This window comes from Lactobacillus rodentium (assembly GCF_003423665.1).
GTDB lineage: Bacteria > Bacillota > Bacilli > Lactobacillales > Lactobacillaceae > Lactobacillus > Lactobacillus rodentium.
The window spans coordinates 1-17,521 of sequence record NZ_BFBY01000003.1 but is presented as its reverse complement, the minus strand read 5'-3'; the positions used below and the strand labels follow the sequence as shown (position 1 = coordinate 17,521).

At 34.6% G+C, this 17,521-nt stretch carries 18 protein-coding genes; 4 read left to right on the top strand and 14 right to left on the bottom strand.

The features are described 5' to 3' along the window. Positions 1-81: 81 nt before the first annotated feature. Complete coding sequence (gene murB / locus LrDSM24759_RS02490) at positions 82-987, bottom strand: UDP-N-acetylmuramate dehydrogenase (protein ID WP_117117921.1); 906 nt, start codon at positions 985-987, stop codon at positions 82-84. A 101-nt stretch (positions 988-1,088) separates the two neighbouring features. On the opposite strand from murB, the gene LrDSM24759_RS02485 reads away from it, so the two are divergent. After that, positions 1,089-1,622, top strand: a complete 534-nt coding sequence (locus LrDSM24759_RS02485) for a 3'-5' exonuclease (RefSeq protein ID WP_117117920.1) — start codon at positions 1,089-1,091, stop codon at positions 1,620-1,622. 17 nt (positions 1,623-1,639) lie between these two features. On the opposite strand, the gene tsaE is transcribed toward LrDSM24759_RS02485, so the two are convergent. From tsaE to LrDSM24759_RS02470, 3 genes are all read right to left on the bottom strand, one after another. Then, positions 1,640-2,116 (bottom strand): tRNA (adenosine(37)-N6)-threonylcarbamoyltransferase complex ATPase subunit type 1 TsaE, encoded by a 477-nt coding sequence (gene tsaE / locus LrDSM24759_RS02480; RefSeq protein ID WP_117117919.1) that lies wholly within the window; start codon positions 2,114-2,116, stop codon positions 1,640-1,642. A gap of 2 nt (positions 2,117-2,118) precedes the next feature. Then, complete coding sequence (gene pta, locus LrDSM24759_RS02475) at positions 2,119-3,093, bottom strand: phosphate acetyltransferase (RefSeq protein ID WP_117117918.1); 975 nt, start codon at positions 3,091-3,093, stop codon at positions 2,119-2,121. Between the two features lie 72 nt (positions 3,094-3,165). Beyond that, positions 3,166-3,861 (bottom strand): uracil-DNA glycosylase, encoded by a 696-nt coding sequence (locus tag LrDSM24759_RS02470; protein WP_194007992.1) that lies wholly within the window; start codon positions 3,859-3,861, stop codon positions 3,166-3,168. 87 nt (positions 3,862-3,948) lie between these two features. Between LrDSM24759_RS02470 and LrDSM24759_RS02465 the strand changes: the two genes are divergently transcribed. Continuing rightward, positions 3,949-4,473: an LURP-one-related/scramblase family protein gene (locus tag LrDSM24759_RS02465; protein WP_117117917.1), complete on the top strand. Its 525-nt coding sequence runs from the start codon at positions 3,949-3,951 to the stop codon at positions 4,471-4,473. Here LrDSM24759_RS02465 and LrDSM24759_RS02460 read toward each other — a convergent pair. From LrDSM24759_RS02460 to LrDSM24759_RS02415, 10 genes are all read right to left on the bottom strand, one after another. Next, a complete protein-coding gene (locus tag LrDSM24759_RS02460; RefSeq protein WP_117117916.1) occupies positions 4,470-5,054 on the bottom strand; it encodes a hypothetical protein in 585 nt (194 codons plus the stop codon). The genes LrDSM24759_RS02465 and LrDSM24759_RS02460 overlap by 4 nt on opposite strands. Before the next feature lie 211 nt (positions 5,055-5,265). Further along, positions 5,266-5,832, bottom strand: a complete 567-nt coding sequence (locus LrDSM24759_RS02455) for a GNAT family N-acetyltransferase (protein ID WP_117117915.1) — start codon at positions 5,830-5,832, stop codon at positions 5,266-5,268. Positions 5,833-5,840: 8 nt separating this feature from the next. After that, a complete protein-coding gene (gene smpB / locus LrDSM24759_RS02450) occupies positions 5,841-6,299 on the bottom strand; it encodes an SsrA-binding protein SmpB (RefSeq protein WP_117117914.1) in 459 nt (152 codons plus the stop codon). Positions 6,300-6,315: 16 nt separating this feature from the next. After that, entirely contained in the window at positions 6,316-8,646 is a 2,331-nt protein-coding gene (rnr, locus tag LrDSM24759_RS02445) for a ribonuclease R (protein WP_117117913.1), read from the bottom strand. A 71-nt stretch (positions 8,647-8,717) separates the two neighbouring features. Beyond that, positions 8,718-8,951, bottom strand: a complete 234-nt coding sequence (secG, locus tag LrDSM24759_RS02440) for a preprotein translocase subunit SecG (RefSeq protein WP_117117912.1) — start codon at positions 8,949-8,951, stop codon at positions 8,718-8,720. A gap of 119 nt (positions 8,952-9,070) precedes the next feature. Continuing rightward, positions 9,071-10,369 (bottom strand): phosphopyruvate hydratase, encoded by a 1,299-nt coding sequence (eno, locus tag LrDSM24759_RS02435; RefSeq protein WP_117117911.1) that lies wholly within the window; start codon positions 10,367-10,369, stop codon positions 9,071-9,073. A gap of 43 nt (positions 10,370-10,412) precedes the next feature. Beyond that, the gene (gene tpiA / locus LrDSM24759_RS02430; RefSeq protein WP_117117910.1) at positions 10,413-11,168 is read right to left on the bottom strand and encodes a triose-phosphate isomerase; all 756 of its coding nucleotides are present in this window, start codon (positions 11,166-11,168) and stop codon (positions 10,413-10,415) included. 23 nt (positions 11,169-11,191) lie between these two features. Next, positions 11,192-12,409, bottom strand: a complete 1,218-nt coding sequence (locus tag LrDSM24759_RS02425) for a phosphoglycerate kinase (RefSeq protein ID WP_117117909.1) — start codon at positions 12,407-12,409, stop codon at positions 11,192-11,194. Between the two features lie 106 nt (positions 12,410-12,515). Beyond that, positions 12,516-13,532, bottom strand: coding sequence for a type I glyceraldehyde-3-phosphate dehydrogenase (gene gap / locus LrDSM24759_RS02420; protein WP_117117908.1), 1,017 nt, complete (start codon positions 13,530-13,532; stop codon positions 12,516-12,518). 51 nt (positions 13,533-13,583) lie between these two features. Then, positions 13,584-14,615: a sugar-binding transcriptional regulator gene (locus LrDSM24759_RS02415; RefSeq protein ID WP_117117907.1), complete on the bottom strand. Its 1,032-nt coding sequence runs from the start codon at positions 14,613-14,615 to the stop codon at positions 13,584-13,586. A gap of 439 nt (positions 14,616-15,054) precedes the next feature. On the opposite strand from LrDSM24759_RS02415, the gene LrDSM24759_RS02410 reads away from it, so the two are divergent. Further along, a complete protein-coding gene (locus LrDSM24759_RS02410; protein ID WP_117117906.1) occupies positions 15,055-16,497 on the top strand; it encodes an APC family permease in 1,443 nt (480 codons plus the stop codon). A 200-nt stretch (positions 16,498-16,697) separates the two neighbouring features. After that, positions 16,698-17,282 (top strand): ATP-dependent Clp endopeptidase proteolytic subunit ClpP, encoded by a 585-nt coding sequence (gene clpP, locus LrDSM24759_RS02405; protein WP_117117905.1) that lies wholly within the window; start codon positions 16,698-16,700, stop codon positions 17,280-17,282. Positions 17,283-17,521: the final 239 nt, after the last annotated feature.

Genomic DNA, 17,521 nt, shown 5'->3' with positions numbered 1-17,521 from the left:
AATTATATCGAATCACTCATATACTGACTATTTAATTTAATAATTGATAAATAAAAAGGTCATGGAACTCACGCCATGACTTTAATCTTTTTCTTTTCCAATGATTCTTACTTCTGTTTCAAGATCAACATCAAATTGTGCTTTAATTTCGTTTTGAATCAAATGAATCAAATTGAGATAATCGGTCGCTGTTGCTCCACCTACATTTACAATAAAGCCAGCATGTTTTTTAGAATCTTCTGCTCCACCAATTCTCTTACCTTGAAGACCTGCTTTTATGATCATTGGTCCAACATAATGGCCTTGTGGTCTTTTGAAGACACTTCCACAAGAAGGATATTCTAAAGGCTGTTTTGCGCGACGAAGACCATTAAAATATTCCATCTTATTTTTGATGGCTAGTTTATCTCCCGGTTTTAAAGCAAAAGTAGCTCTTATAACAATATCCCCATTTTCTTGAACTAAAGAATGGCGATAACTGAATTTCATTTCATCGTGAGTATATGTCTTAATATCTCCATTGCGAGTAATAACATCAACTGAATGCACTGTCGTTTGTGTTTCACCACCATAAGCACCTGCATTCATAAAAACAGCGCCTCCCACACTTCCAGGGATTCCGGCAGCAAATTCGAGTCCAGTAAGTCCGGCTTGACAGGCTGCTTCTGAAGTATCAATAATTCTAGCACCTGCATCAGCAATAATATAATGATTTTTAATATCGGCAGTTATTTCCTTCATTTGAGTTAAAATTACTACTAAACCTTCAATTCCACCATCTCGAATTATAAGATTAGAAGCATTTCCAATTACTGTTAAGGGAATAGTTTGGTCAGTCGTAACTTCTACCAATTTTTTTAATTCATTAATATTTTTAGGAAAAGCCAAAAACTCAGCTGGACCACCCGTTTCAGTAAAAGTAAATCGACTTAACGGAATATTCTTTTTAATATCAATTCCTTCATTTTTTAGATCCATTAACTGCATAACTTTCCCTCCCTTTTCTTTATGGTCTTATGGTATTGTACCTCAATTAGCATCTGATATGATATACTTTATCTAAAATTAATTATAATGAAGAGGTTAAAATGAATTTTACTGCAATGGATTTTGAAACAGCTAATCATTTTCCAGAAAGTGCATGTTCTTTAGCATTAGTTTTAGTAAGAAATAATAAAATAATTGATCGCTTTTACACTGTTATCAACCCTCAAATGCCTTTTGATGCTCAAAATATTAAAATTCATGGTATAACAGCCGCAGATGTCAAAAATGCACCGACAATGGCAGAAGTTTGGCCAAAAATAAAAGAATTATATCAACCAGGAATGTTAGTAACAGCACACAACGCACGTTTTGATTGTAACGTTATGGCAAAATCATTAGCCCGTTATGATATTCCTACACCTCACTATCTAGTGGTAGATACTCTGGCTACCAGCAGGCGCTTTGAGCCAGATCTAAAAAACCACAAGCTTGATACAGTTTCTGAAGCTTTAAATATTAACTTATGGCATCATCATAATGCATTAAGTGACAGTGAAGCCTGTGCAGAAATTTTAATTCATCAAAACAAGGAATTTGGTGATGAACAAATAAAAAATCTCGTTAAGCAAATTTAATGCCTAACGAGATTTTTTTATTTTAGATTCTGACTAACTTCTTGCCACCATTCCTGGTTACGTTGTCCTTGAGCTTCAATTTCAATTTCGCGTTCAGTTGAATCCCAAGAATTATCGAGCCTCTTTATTTTTAGTTTCAGATATTCAGTAGGTAAATCATTCATAATGAATTCTGGCCATTCAATTACTACCAATCCTGGACTAGCTAGATAAGCCGGTAAATCAATACTGGAAAGATCGCCATCTTCTAAGCGATACATATCCATATGGAACAAAGGCATCAGACCCTCTTGATATTCTCTCACAATTGTAAAAGTCGGACTTTTAACTGGACGACGAATTTCCAAAGTCTTAGCAATTCCCTTTGTTAAAGTGGTTTTACCTGCTCCTAAATCTCCAGTTAATAACAAAAGATCATGAGCTTGAGCAAATTTACCTAAAGTATTTCCTAATTGTTGCATTTCTGCATCTGAATTAATTTTTAAACTTTCCATAGTTATTCCATATTAGCTTGTGCTGCTGTTAAGATACTTAATAAATAAATATCTTCTGTACTACATCCTCTTGATAAATCATTTATTGGAGCGGCCAAGCCTTGTAATACCGGACCAATTGCCTGAAAATTACCTAATCTTTCTGCTATTTTATATCCAATATTACCGGACTGTAATTCAGGAAAAATAAATACGTTAGCTTGACCCGCTACTTTAGAATCAGGAGCTTTTGCTTTACCTATTTTTGGAACAAAAGCTGCATCAAATTGTAACTCCCCATCACACATAATTTCAGGATGTTCAGCATGCATAATTTTTACTGCCTTTTGTACTTTTTCAACCATGGGGCCTTTGGCTGATCCCTTAGTAGAAAAGCTTAACATTGCAATTTTAGGATCTAGATTTACCATTCTGGCAGTTTGAGCACTTTGAAACGCAATTTCTGCCAAAGTTTCACTATCAGGATCTATATTTATGGCACAATCAGCAAAAATATATTTTTCTTCATCCCGTTCCATAATCATGGCGCCAGAAACTCTGGTCATGCCTGGCTTTGTTTTAATTATTTGTAAGGCTGGACGTACTGTATCAGCAGTAGAATGAGTTGCGCCTGATACCATACCGTCTGACCAACCTTCATATACCATCATGGTTCCAAAGTATGGAGGTGTTTTTAAAAGCTCATAAGCTTCATCTATATTGACTTTTCCATGTCTTAATTTCACTAAATCATTTGCCATTTGATCAAGTTGAGGAAAAGTTTCCATATCAATGATAGTCACCTTTCCTAAATCAATTTCATTTTCTTGAGCCGAAGTAAGAATTTCCTTAGTTTTACCTGCAATTTGGACATTAGCATAACCATCGGCTTGCAGTCGGGCCGCAGCTTGTAAAACTCTTTTATCTTTACCTTCTGGCAAAATTATTGTTCTTTTCTTTTCTAAAGCAACTTCTTTTAATTTTTCAAATACTTTCATATTTAAGCCTCATAAATAAAATTTCTTTTTTCTATTTTACCTACTTACGATATTAAATCAAAGTCCTTAGTGTTAAACAATTTCGGTTCGATTCACTTTGGCAGGTAATTGCCAATCAATTGGTGCTTCATTGAATTGCTTTAAAGCATCATTACAGCGTGAAAAAGGTCGAGAGCCAAAAAAACCACGATCAGCCGAAAAAGGGCTTGGATGAGAAGATTTTATAATAAAATTTTTATTCTGATCAATTAAAGGAATTTTATTTTGTGCAAATCTGCCCCAAAGAATAAAAACTACGTTTCCTCTTTCACTAAGACGCTTGATAGCTTGATCAGTTACGAATTCCCATCCTTTTCCCTGATGGCCATTAGCTTTACCATAAGGGACAGTTAAAACAGCATTTAAAAGTAATACTCCTTGATCAGCCCATTTTTTTAAGTAGCCATGGTCCACTGGTACCGCACCTACATCATCATATAGTTCTTTATATATATTTTTTAGTGAGGGTGGAAGAGCAATACCTGGATTTACACTAAAACTCATTCCGGTTGCCTGACCAGGATTATGATAAGGATCCTGTCCTAAAATTACTACTTTTGTTTTTGCAAATGGAGTTAGTTTAAAGGCCGTAAATATATGATACATATCTGGATAAATAGTTTTAGTTTGATATTCTTCCTTTAAAAAATTATGTAACTCTTGATAATTTTCACTTTGAAATACTGGTGCTAAAATTTCGTCCCAATCATTTCCAATTAAATTTTTCATCAAAAATTTACCTACCTTCAATCTCTATCTTGCTTCATGATATCATAGACATAAATATTTAGTTACTATGAGGTAAAGGAGGGAAAAATGAAGTACTCTGTTTTACTTAATAAAAGTCCTATTTTAGGACAGATTCCTGTTATAGATGAAAAAGGAGAAATAATATTTTTTATTTCAGGTAATCTTGATAATGTTAATCATACTATTATCTTGACTAATAAATTTCGCAAAGAAATTGGGCGATTATATTTAGATAGTTCTAAACTTATTAATTCTTATACAATTGACGTTATCGGTCATTCACTCGTAAAAGTTAAAAAACTAAATAGCTCTTTTACTAATGTATTTTATATTACCCAATTAAATTATTGGGTCAAAGGAAGTATAAAAAAGGGAAATTATGCATTTTATAAGAACATTCATGAAATGGCTGCTATTAAGACCATAATTACTGAAAACGGATATACTTTAAGTTGTAAAATCAAAAAACCAGAAGATATTCCATTTATTTTACTTAGCAGCATTCTTTTTACGCAATGGCATTCAACCCCCTTGCACCTACCTGTTTTTCCTATTTTTCCTCAAAAATTTAGACTAATGAAGTATAATTAATCTTCAAACTCCTTATGGCCCCATAAATAATGATAATTTTCTAATCTTAACTTTTCGATAAAAGCTGCATTTGTGCTCATATGATTAAGACGATTCAAGACAGACTCTACTTGATGATAAACTTTTCGCATATCTTTATCACAATGATGCTTTAACCAGAAAAATAAATGGACATATATTATATCTGTCATTTCTTTAACTAAAACTCGCGCTACTTCATCATCAAGTTTCATCTTATTCCAGATCATTTCATGAAGTTTATCCTTAAGTAATGTGCATATACAAGTTCTTTTTAAAAGACGTCCCATATTTTCATAGTACATTCTGTCATTTTGCAAATGTCGGAGTAAATAATAAACTGATTCATTTACTCCACGTTTTTTATGTTTTTTCATTTCATCGTGAATGTTCTGAATTAAACATAAAGTTAAAAAATTATTTTTATTATCAAATCGCTTGTAAAAAGCATGTCTACTACATTTTAAAGTTCTACACAGATGAACAACTGAGATATCATTTACCTCTCTAGTAGCTAACATTTCATAAACAGTCTTTTGTGCATATGTAAATTTAATTTGCATAACACTTGGGCCTTTCTATATTTTTTCGCTAATGCGATTCATTTAAAATTCAGCTTACCAAAGCTCTTAGTTAGAAACAAGCACTTTATGAAAGCAGAACATTTCTATATTTTATCGACTTTAAATAGCCCATGAAGTTAAGGTATCATAAAATAACAAAAAATTTTTTTATAATAAAAAAACTAGAGAGTAATAATCACTCTCTAGTTTTTTAATTTAATATCATATGATAATAAGATCGATCACCAATTTTCATTTCGGAAATCACTTTAAATCCCATGTAATCATATAATCTTTTTGCTCTAGGATTATCTTTATCTACATTTAAACTAATTAACTCATAACCATTTTTATGAGCTATCTCTGGAACAATTTTTAAAAGTGCTTGTCCAATTCCATTTCCCCAGTATTTCGGAGCAACTGCTAAAGAATCAATATACCATTCATGTGGTAAAGCCTCATCATCAGCAAATATAGTTAATGTAGTAGGTAAGCCCACCTTTGGTTGATACTTCTTAATTACATTATGACTCCCTTGTTGTTGATCATCATAACTATACATATCTAAAACTCCAATAGGATGATCTTTCTCATCAGTTGCTACCCACATATGAGTATAACTAAAAGTAAACTTTGGGTCTTCAAATCCCAAGGCCATTAATTGATAAAAAGTAGTTGCTGCCATTTTCTTTATGGGCTCAAGTTCCATTTCATCAAAAATTTGGTTTAGAATTGGAAAAATATACGGAAAATCATTTTTGGTGGCTTGTCTAATCATAGAAATTATTATACACGATACTTTCTTCTTAATTCGCGCTCTTGATCACGCTTTTTGATGGTTTCACGCTTATCAAACTGTTTTTTACCTTGGCCAACACCAATTAATACTTTAGCAAAGCCATGCTTAAGATAAACTTTTAAAGGAATAATGGCCATCCCTTGCTGACTTTGAATCCCAGCTAAACGTGCAATTTGTTTTTTGTGAAGTAAGAGCCTTCTTTGACGTAATGGATCATGATTATAAATGTTACCTTGTTTGTACTCACTTATATGTACATTTTCTAAATAGGCAGAACCATTAATAATTTGAACATATCCATCGCGTAAGTTAATTCTACGGGCACGAACCGACTTTATTTCTGTACCTGTTAATGCAATTCCAGCTTCTAACGTTTCCTTAATAAAATAATCATGACCAGCCTTTTTATTTTGAGCAATTAAATTTTCTTCTTTTTTTTGCTTCATTATGAATCCTATTTAATTATCTATTCTTTGAAGATTTTTGAGCTTGATTTCGCTTACGAATGGTAAATCTATTATTTTTACCACGGGAATTGCGGTTATTTCTATTTCTTGAATAACTTCGTTCAAAATTACGTCCGTGCTGATTACGATCACGATTATTATTTTTTGGTGCATTCGGATCATAAATTTCAAAATCCAATTGATGTTGTTCAACATCAGCTCGAATTAGTTTTACTTTAATCGGCATTCCAACTTTAAATTCCTTATGAGAATTACGTCCAGTTAGAGTCATTGATTTTTCGTTAAAGTTATAATAATCATCATTTAAGTTAGAAATATGAATTAGGCCTTCTACGGTATTAGGCAACTGAATAAACATTCCAAAACTTGTAACTGATGATACTATTGCATCAAAGACTTGACCAACTTTATCAGCCATGTATTCTGTCATCTTTAGATCATTAACACCACGTTCTGCATCAATTGAGCGACGTTCTTGACTAGAAGTTTGTTCAGCAACTTCTGGTAATTGAGACTTAAAGTGATCTTGAACCTTTTCTCCCTTTCCTTGATCAGCGTATGTATGAATCATGCGATGAACCATTAAATCTGAATAACGTCTAATTGGTGAAGTAAAGTGAGTATAATCTTTTGCAGCCAAACCAAAGTGACCCAAAGGATCAGGAGAATAGTGCGCTTGCTTTAGACTACGCAACATCATCATTTGTACAACCATCTCTTCGGGAGTACCTTCAGTTTTAGCAACAACCTTTTGTAATTCCTTTGGATTAACATGAGCTGGATCCGCCGTGATATGTAAACCAAATGCACTAATAAATTCAAAGAAACTCTTCATCTTTTCTTCATCGGGTGTTTCGTGGACACGATACAAGAAAGGCACGTTCTTTTTATAATAATCTTGGGCAACTGTCTCATTAGCAATCAGCATAAATGATTCGATCATTTTTTCCGCTGTACCACGTTCACGTAAAATAATATCGACGGGTTTACCATCTTTATCTACTTTAATTTTTGCCTCTGGTTCTTCAAAATCAATGGCCCCACGTAGATGACGTTGCTTATATAGCGCTTCATGTAATTTAGCCATTTCTTCAAGCATTGGTTTTAACTTGCGGTATTTTTCTTCTTTTGGATCCTCTTGTTTTGGATCTAAAGTCTGATTTACCTTGTTATAAGTTAAACGGCCATGAGATTTCATTACAGAAGGGTGAATATCATATTTTACACGTTGTCCATCAGGTGTAATTTCCATATCACATGACAAGACAAGACGTTCTACACCTTCATTTAAAGAGCAAATACCGTTTGATAATCTAAACGGTAACATCGGGATAACTCGATCCACCAAATAAGTACTATTCCCACGTTTAAATGCCTCTTGATCCAGTGGTGAATTTTCTGTTACATAATGCGAAACATCAGCAATATGTACACCTAAATGATAGTTTCCATTTGGTAGTTTCCATAAAACAACTGCATCATCAAAGTCTTTTGAATCATCGCCATCAATCGTTACCGCTGGTTGTTCAGTTATATCTATACGACCTTTTTTATCCTCAGGTGTAACATGATCCGGAATGCTATTAGCCTGTTCCATTGCGTCGGTTGGCCATTCAGTCCGAATTTCATTATCAACAACAATTGACATAATATCCACACCGGGATCATTTTTATTTCCAAGCGTTTTAATAGCTACTGCTGTCATTTCATCAGGATGATCTTCAGTAGGATACTCCTTTAATGAAACTTGTACCATATCCCCCATTTGAGGCTTTAAACCAGTGTCTTCGAGATTGATTTTAAAACGTTTTAATTTACGGTTTTCACTAGTTACATATCCGATGTAACCATATTTTTTAACTAAATCATCACTATACGGATGAAATTCTCCTACCAGGTTTTCAACCCCGTGAGCTAAAATTTCATTAACCTTACCCTCTGGTCCCTTACCATTCCATGGATTTGATCCTGCAATAATAGTTACTTGAACTCTATCGCCATCAATTGCAAACATTGTATTGTGCTTATCCACAAATACATCTTCAGCCTTTTCATCATCTAATCTTACAAAACCAAATCCTTTATCATTAGCTTTGAATAAACCTTCGACGATGATGTTTTCTTGATTCAATTGATACTTTCCTTGACCATTAGTTATAATCTTCTTTTCATGTTCCAAAAATGTCAAAGTCTTTACAAGGTCGGAAAATTCAAATTTATTATGTTTACTTAAGTCTTTTTCTAAGTGATCTACATCAAATTGTTCTTGTGGATTATGACGAAATGTTTCAAAAACTTCCGCTAATAATCTTTCATTTTGTGCCATATAAACACCTCATAATATTATATTTCTAGGCCTAATAAAAAGACCTCCACCAAGGGTGGAGGCCGATTCTTTTACTTAGATGATAATGTCGCTAAAATAATCGCTAATACAAAGAAAATAACTAGTAAAACACCAGTAATTCTTTCCATTAAAGCCTCAAAACCTCGCTTTTTGGATTGGCCACTAAATACGGCACCACCAGATAAAGCATTCAAGGCATCTTGCTGTTTTTGTGGTTGCATTAACGTTGCAATAATTATTAAAATACTAACGATAATTATTAACGTCATGGTTACGTTATACAAAGCGCTGCCTCCATTGCCTAAATTAACTACTATTAGAAGTTTACCATAAATCACTCATAATTGCGAAACAAAAAGAGAGACTAAAAATAGTCTCTCTTTTTGTAAATTTCTAATCTTTATTAGAATTGTTTATGTAAGTTGTAGAAACTGTGAATACCAAGGTATTGACCAGTTGAACCTAAAGCTTCTTCAATACGCATTAATTGGTTGTACTTAGCCATTCTATCAGTTCTTGACATTGAACCAGTCTTAATTTGACCAGCATTAGTACCAACAACTAAGTCAGCAATTGAAGTATCTTCACTTTCACCAGAACGGTGAGAAACAATTGCAGTGTAACTAGCTTGCTTGGCCATTTCGATAGCATCAAATGTTTCAGTTAAAGTACCAATTTGGTTAACTTTAATTAAGATAGCGTTAGCAACGCCCATTTGAATACCCTTCTTCAAGTAGTTAGTGTTAGTTACAAAGAGGTCATCACCAACAATTTGAATCTTCTTGCCTAAACGATCAGTAAAGGTCTTCCAACCTTCCCAATCATTTTCATCCAATGGATCTTCCACAGAAATAATTGGGTATTTATCAACCCAGTCTTCAATTAATGAAGTCCATTCTTCAGCTGAGTAATCACGGCCATCAGCAATAGTTACATACTTCTTAGTATCCTTGTTGTAGAATTCTGAAGCAGCACAGTCAAATGCAATGGCAATATCTTCACCAGGCTTGTAACCAGCACGTTGGATGGCTTCTACTAATAATTCAAATGGTTCTTCGTTGTTTTCAAGGTTAGGTGCAAATCCACCTTCATCACCAACAGCAGTTGATTCGCCACGTTCTTTAAGAATACTCTTTAAAGTATGGAAAGTTTCTGAACCCATACGAACTGCTTCATGAAGTGATTTAGCACCAACTGGCATAATCATAAATTCTTGAATATCAACATTGTTATCAGCGTGTTTACCACCATTAAGAACATTCATCATAGGTGTTGGTAAAACGTGACCATTTGGTCCACCTAAGTATTCATATAAAGGAAGACCTAATTCATCTGAAGCAGCACGTGCAGCAGCTAAAGAAACAGATAAAATTGCATTAGCACCAAGACGTCCCTTGTTTGGAGTACCATCTAAGTCAATCATAGTTTGGTCAATAAGACGTTGATCAGTAACGTCTAAACCAATAACAGCTTTTGCAATTTCACCATTAACATTTTCAACCGCAGTTAAAACACCATTACCATTAAAACGTGATTTGTCCCCATCACGTAATTCAACAGCTTCGTGTTCACCAGTAGAAGCACCAGATGGAACAATAGCACGACCAAAGCCACCTAATTCAGTGTAAACTTCAGCTTCAACAGTTGGGTTACCACGTGAGTCAAGAACTTCACGTGCGTGAATATCAGTAATTACAGACATTAAAATTCTCCTTTTATTTCTGTTTAAATAAATTGTTTATAAATTAATCTTGGTAGTTAACTAATGCAAGGTAAGATTCTGGATCTAATGAAGCTCCACCAACTAAACCACCATCAATATCTGGCTTAGCCATTAATTCTTTAATGTTAGCAGGTTTTACAGAACCACCATATTGGATACGAACATTTTCAGCAGTTTCTTCATTGTAAAGATCCTTAACAGTTTCACGAATAGTCTTACACATTTCTTCAGCTTGATCTGCTGAAGCAGTTTTACCAGTTCCAATTGCCCAAATTGGTTCATATGCAATAACAACCTTAGATACTTGTTCTGCAGTTAAACCATCAAGAGCAGCCTTAATTTGGCCAACTACCCATTCTTCTTGCTTATTAGCTTCACGAGTTTCAAGAGATTCACCACAACAAATAATTGGGGTTACGCCATTAGCAAATAAAGCCTTAGCTTTCTTGTTAATGTCTTCATCAGTTTCGTGGAAATAACCTCTTCTTTCTGAGTGACCAATAATACAATAGTCAATACCCATTTCGTTTAAAACTTTAGGTGAAGTTTCTCCAGTAAATGCACCTTCAACTTCAAAGTATGCATTTTCAGCACCAGTATGTAAATTAGTACCTTTAGCATTTTCTGCTAGAACATAAAGGTCTACTGCAGGTGCAGCAATAACAGATTCAACTTTAGATGGATCTGGCAATTTACCCTTAACTGCCTTAACAAATTCAGCAGTTTGTTCTGGATTCATATGTAATTTCCAGTTACCAGCAATAATTGGTGTACGCATAATTAAAATATTCCTCCTATGAATTACTTATCTGAAACGCAAGCGATACCAGGTAATTCCTTACCTTCAAGATAGTTAAGTGAAGCACCACCACCAGTAGAAATGTGGCTAATCTTAGGAGCAATACCCAATTGCTTAGCAGCTGCAGTTGAGTCACCACCACCAATAATAGTTACAGCATCCTTTAATTCAGCTAAAGCACGACCAACTTCTAAAGTACCTTCAGCATAGTTAGGCATTTCAAATGCACCCATAGGTCCATTCCAAACAACAGTCTTCGCATCTTTAAGAATATCCTTAAATTTTGCAACAGTCTTAGGACCAATATCTAAGCCCATCATGTTATCAGGAATATCATCGCCAACTACTTCATGAGGTGCATCATTTGAGAATTCAGTAGCTGCAACGTTATCGACAGGTAAGACAATCTTGTCGCCAGCCTTTTCAAGTAATTCTTTTGCAAGATCAAGTTTATCTTCTTCAAATAATGATTTACCGATCTTGTGTCCTTGAGCTGCCAAGAAAGTGTAAGCCATACCACCACCAATTAAGATGTGATCTGACTTAGGAATCAAGTTTTCGATAACACCAATCTTATCTGAAACTTTTGCACCACCTAAAATAGTTACAAATGGGTGTACAGGATTTTCAACCGCATCACCTAAGAATTGGATTTCCTTTTCAAGTAAGTAACCTGCTGCTGCTGGTTTACCAGCTTTCTTCATAGCTTCAGCAATACCAACGTTAGATGCGTGACTTCTGTGTGCAGTACCAAAGGCATCGTTGACAAAGATGTCACCTAAACTTGCCCAGTATTCACCAAGTTTTGGATCATTCTTAGATTCACGTTTACCAAAGTCATTATCGATATCTTGGAATCTAGTGTTTTCAAGAACAACTACATCTCCATCTTTCATGTTATCGATAGTTTCTTCTACTTCTTTACCTTCATTTTCAGGAACAAAAGTTACAGGTTTCTTTAATAATTCACTTAAACGTTCTGCAACTGGCTTTAATGATAATTCTTTCTTATCTGCATCACTCTTAACACGACCTAGGTGACTTAATAAGATAGCTTTACCACCGTTGTCAATGATGTACTTAATAGTTGGTAAAGCAGCAACGATACGATTATCATCACCAATTACACCATCTTTAATTGGAACATTAAAGTCTACACGAACAAGAACTTTTTTGCCTTTAAGTTCATTTTTAAGATCTGAAACAATTAATTTAGCCATTTAATTAGCCTCCATGTTTTCATTTTCTAAAAAAGGCGGAGGAAGAACTCTCCCTCCGCCTTCTCTTTGCTTATCTAATCGTTAAATAATAATTAAATATTACAGATTAAAGAGTAGCAAACTTCAATAAAGTACGAACCATTTGGCAAGTGAATGAGTATTCGTTGTCGTACCAAGCAACAGTCTTAACTAATTGCTTGTCACCTGCAGTAGTAACCATAGTTTGAGTTGGGTCAAAGATTGAACCAGCAGTCATACCTAAAACATCAGTTGAAACGATGTTGTGGTCATTGTATGCAAATGAAGGACTTTCGTACTTCTTCATAGCTTCGTTAACTTCGTCAGCAGTTACGCTCTTGCCTAAAATAGTAACTAATTCAGTAACTGAGCCATCTGGAACTGGAACACGTTGTGCGTGACCATTCAACTTACCGTTCAATTCTGGGATAACAAGACCAATGGCCTTAGCAGCACCAGTTGAGTGAGGAATAATGTTGATTGCAGCAGCACGTGCAGAACGTAAGTTACCACCACGTACAGGACCATCCAAAAGCATTTGAGTTGAAGTGTATGCATGGATAGTAGTCATAGTACCAACTTCAATACCAAATTCGTTTTGTAAAGCATTAACCATTGGAGCTAATGAGTTAGTAGTACATGAACCAGCTGAAACGATCTTGTCATCTGGAGTTAAAGTGTCTTGGTTAACACCGTAAACAATAGTCTTAAGATCGTTACCTGCAGGAGCAGAAATTAAAACTCTCTTTGCACCAGCTTTAAGGTGAGCTTCTGACTTAGCCTTGCTAGTGTAGAAACCAGTACATTCAAGAACGAAGTCAACACCATCGTTCTTAACCCATGGAATGTTTTCTGCTTGTGGTTCTGCGTAAACACGGTATTTCTTACCATCAACAACGATTGAATCATCAGTTGATGAAACTTCGTGGTCAAAAGTACCATGAGTTGAGTCGTACTTAAGTAAGTGTGCTAAAAGTGAAGGAGTAGTTAAGTCGTTAATTGCAACAACTTCGATATCCTTAGACTTTTCGCCTAAATCCATAATACGACGGAATGCTAAACGTCCGATACGGCCGAAACCGTTAATACCAATTTTAACTGTCATATCCAATATTCCTCCTTAGGAATCTATGTAACAATTTATTTTAAACAGGAATTACTTCCCCTTTAAAACCATATTTGAGGCTCCTTCATCCGTGATAAGCCACGTTTGTTTAGGAGCATGATGCATGTATGCTTCAATTGCCGGTGCTTTTTCAGCACCTGTTGCAATGGCAAATACATGAGGTATTTTACCTAAGTCCTCAAGCTGTAACCCTATTCTAGGAACTCGGTCAATCAATCGTCCTTGGTGATCGAAGAAATACCCAAAACTTTCGGCCACCGCTCCCTTTTCACGAAGCTTAGAACGCGTAATTACGTCTAAATCACGCCGCTTAGCCATTTCATCAGCTAAGCCAATTCCATGAACGACTGCATCACTATTATATATGTTTGAAATCGCATTCGCAATGTTAGGATCCTTAATTAAAATATCCAATGCTTCTGAAGAAACATTTTCTGGTAAATACAATCCCTGGTGCTTGCCACCAGTTTTGGCGGCCATGACCTGCGCAATTGTATTACTCTGTATTTCAACACTTTCACCCAAGGCTCCTCGTCCTGCAACAAAGAGCAACTCACGATAACGATTCAATTTTGGAGAAAAATGTTCAGCTGCCTTAGCAACCGTTGATCCTCCCAAAACTGTAATAATATTTTTTCCTAACGGAAGTAATAAATCGAGAGCTGACTCAAGTTGTTCACTAACATGCTCAAACACACGCTCTTGACGATCACTATTTCCTGGAACTATTATTGCACGCTCAATTCCCAACTTTTTAGCAAGATCCTTTTCAAAATTACTTGCATTAAAGATCCTGTCAATAAGAGGGGCTGCCTCTTTCAAAACATGATTACCCTTTTCAGTTAGAGTCATCCCATAGTTTTTAATTTCAATTAAGCCTAAAGTTCGTAAATAATCAGTTTCTGTTCGAATATTACGTTCACTTAAGCCCAATTTTTTTGCAACTACTCTTCGACCAACTGGTGCAAGCAAAGAAATTTGCTCTAAAACTAAGAATCGCTGTCGAACTATTTTAAAAATATCTGGAGCTAAATCTTGTAACAAGGTTAAATCCGTGTCCATTTTTGCTCCTTCCGGGTCATAATCGTTCCCAACATGTGACGATTCATGACCCACCAACTTTAAAAATATTAGAGAAACTCGAAAATACTTAGTTTTCTCATTTCTCTTTCGACACCAATAGTATAGCAATATAAAAATTATATTTCAAGCAAAAATAAAACGATTTCAAATTTATTCTTTTATGTTCTAAAATTATTTTTTCTGATACAATACTGATAGTTTCATTTGTTCCCTTAGTGTAATGGATCGCACGTAAGATTCCGGTTCTTAAGATCTCAGTTCGATTCTGAGGGGGAACACCATATTCATATTTCTAGAAAGAATAAGTATAAGGCCTTTTTACTAACCATATACTTATTCTTTTTTTCTTCTCCAATTATAAGCTTAAGTTGAGTATAATTAGCTGGGTAAGTCATTCTATTTTAGAGAGGTAATTTTAATGGAAAATGAATTAAAGCAAAACCAGACTAAAAAGATGCTATGGCCGACATTAGCTATGATGGCATTTTCGACTGTCTGGGGTTTTGGAAATATTATTAATGGTTATGGCTACTTTGATGGTACTCATGTCATATTTAGCTGGATCATCATGTTTGCTCTTTATTTTGTACCTTACGCGTTAATGGTTGGTGAACTAGGGTCGACATTTAAAAATGCCGAAGGTGGTGTTTCTTCATGGGTAAACGCAACTATGGGACCTCGCTGGGCTTATTATGCTGGTTGGACTTATTGGGCCGTTCACGTTGTTTATATTTCCAGTAAAGGTACTGGTGGTTTAAGAGCTATGGCGTGGGGCATCTGGGGGTCAATTGAGAAATTTGACTCTACACCTACTCTTTGGATTCAATTAGCCACTTTACTAATTTTTCTTTTCTTTTGTTGGTTTGCTAGCCGAGGTATTTCCTTTTTAAAGACCTTAGCTACAGTTGCTGGTACCTCAATGTTCATTATGTCCATTTTATTTATTCTCATGATGTTTGCAGCACCTGCGATAAATCCTCACAGTAATTTTCAAACAATTTCTTGGAATTGGAAAAATTTTTTACCTAACTTCAATGTTAGTTATTTCACTTCACTATCTATTTTGATATTTTCTGTTGGTGGCTGTGAAAAAATTTCTCCTTATGTATTTAAAGTCAAAAATCCTGCCAAAAATTTTCCTAAATCAATGATTTTATTAGCTGTTATGGTTATAATTTCCGCAATTTTGGGAACTTTTGCCTTAGCCATGATGTTTGATCCCCAAAAAGTATCCGGTAATAGTCAAGCCTTAGCAAATTATATTTCAAATGGACCTTACTGGGCCTTTCAAAATTTAGGTAACTATTACCATGCTGGCAACCTTTTTCTTTACCTTTATGCTTGGTGTAATGTAATTGGTCAATTTGCCACTCTAGTTATTTCTATTGATGCACCTTTACGAATGCTTTTAGGTAGTAAAGAAGCACATGATTTTATTCCCGCAGGATTGTTAAAACAAAATCGTCATGGTGCTTATATTAATGGTATTTGGATGGTAGTTGTTCTTTCAGGCGGATTAACATTGATTCAAGCCGTTGTGCCAAATGCTACGCAAGTAATGGAACAATTAGTTAAATTGAACTCAACCACCATGCCACTAAGATATCTATGGGTTTTTGCAGCTTATATTGCTTTACGTAATCATCACAAGCAATTTAATTCTGTATATCAAATGACAAAACACCAATGGTTAGCAAAATTAAGTGGTTATTGGTGCTTTGCTTTAACAGCAGCATGTTGTTTAGTGGGTATCTATTCTCCCGATCCCTTTACTTTATTCTTAAATATTTTAACCCCAATCATCTTACTTGCTTTAGGCTTAATTCTTCCTATTATTAAAAAAAGACAAGAGCAAAAATAAATATCATAAAGTTTAAACGTATTTCTAGTTAGGACCAAATATCTAATTTGGTCCTTTTCTTTTACTGTTGCAGACGATTAAACAAGTAAAAGAATTTTTATTTTCTTGTTTCAATAGTTGACCTTATAGTAATTATGTGCTTTAATTAGCACAGTACATATTAGAGTGCTAATTTTTATATAATTAGGAGGTATTTATTAATGCTTGTACCTACAGTTGTCGAACAAACCGCACGTGGTGAACGTGCATACGACATTTATTCAAGACTTTTAAAAGATAGAATTATTATGTTGAGTGGTGAAATTAATGACCAAATGGCAAATTCAATTATTGCTCAACTTTTATTCTTAGATGCACAAGATAATACAAAAGATATTTCTTTATACATCAATTCACCAGGTGGTGTTATTACCTCTGGTTTAGCAATTATGGATACCATGAACTTCATTAAGTCAGACGTTTCTACTATTGCAATTGGTATGGCCGCATCCATGGCTTCTATTCTTTTAACTAGTGGTACTAAGGGTAAACGTTTTGCTTTACCTAATTCAACCGTTTTAATTCACCAACCTTTAGGTGGTGCTCAAGGTCAACAAACTGATATTCAAATTGCTGCCGAAGAAATTTTAAAGAGTCGTAAGAAATTAAACCAAATCTTGCATGAAACCACTGGTCAACCTTTAGATAAAATTCTTAAGGATACTGAACGTGATAATTACCTTACTGCTGAAGAAGCAAAAGATTATGGTTTAATTGATGACATTTTAGTTAATAAAGAAAAATAATCATTTTTCACTAACAAAACATTCTAAGCTAAATAGTGAATTAGTTATCCGACGGGATAATTAATTCACTATTTTTATTCTCTTGTAGAATTTAAGTAGTAGTAAAACTATATGTCAAAGTTCTCTTAGACACTTGATGTCGTAAACAAAACTGGCAGTTTTACTTAAGTTATCAATAGTCTCTTCGAAGAATGTGGACACTTTGATGTCGAGTTTAGAAAATTAGATCTGATTTCTTA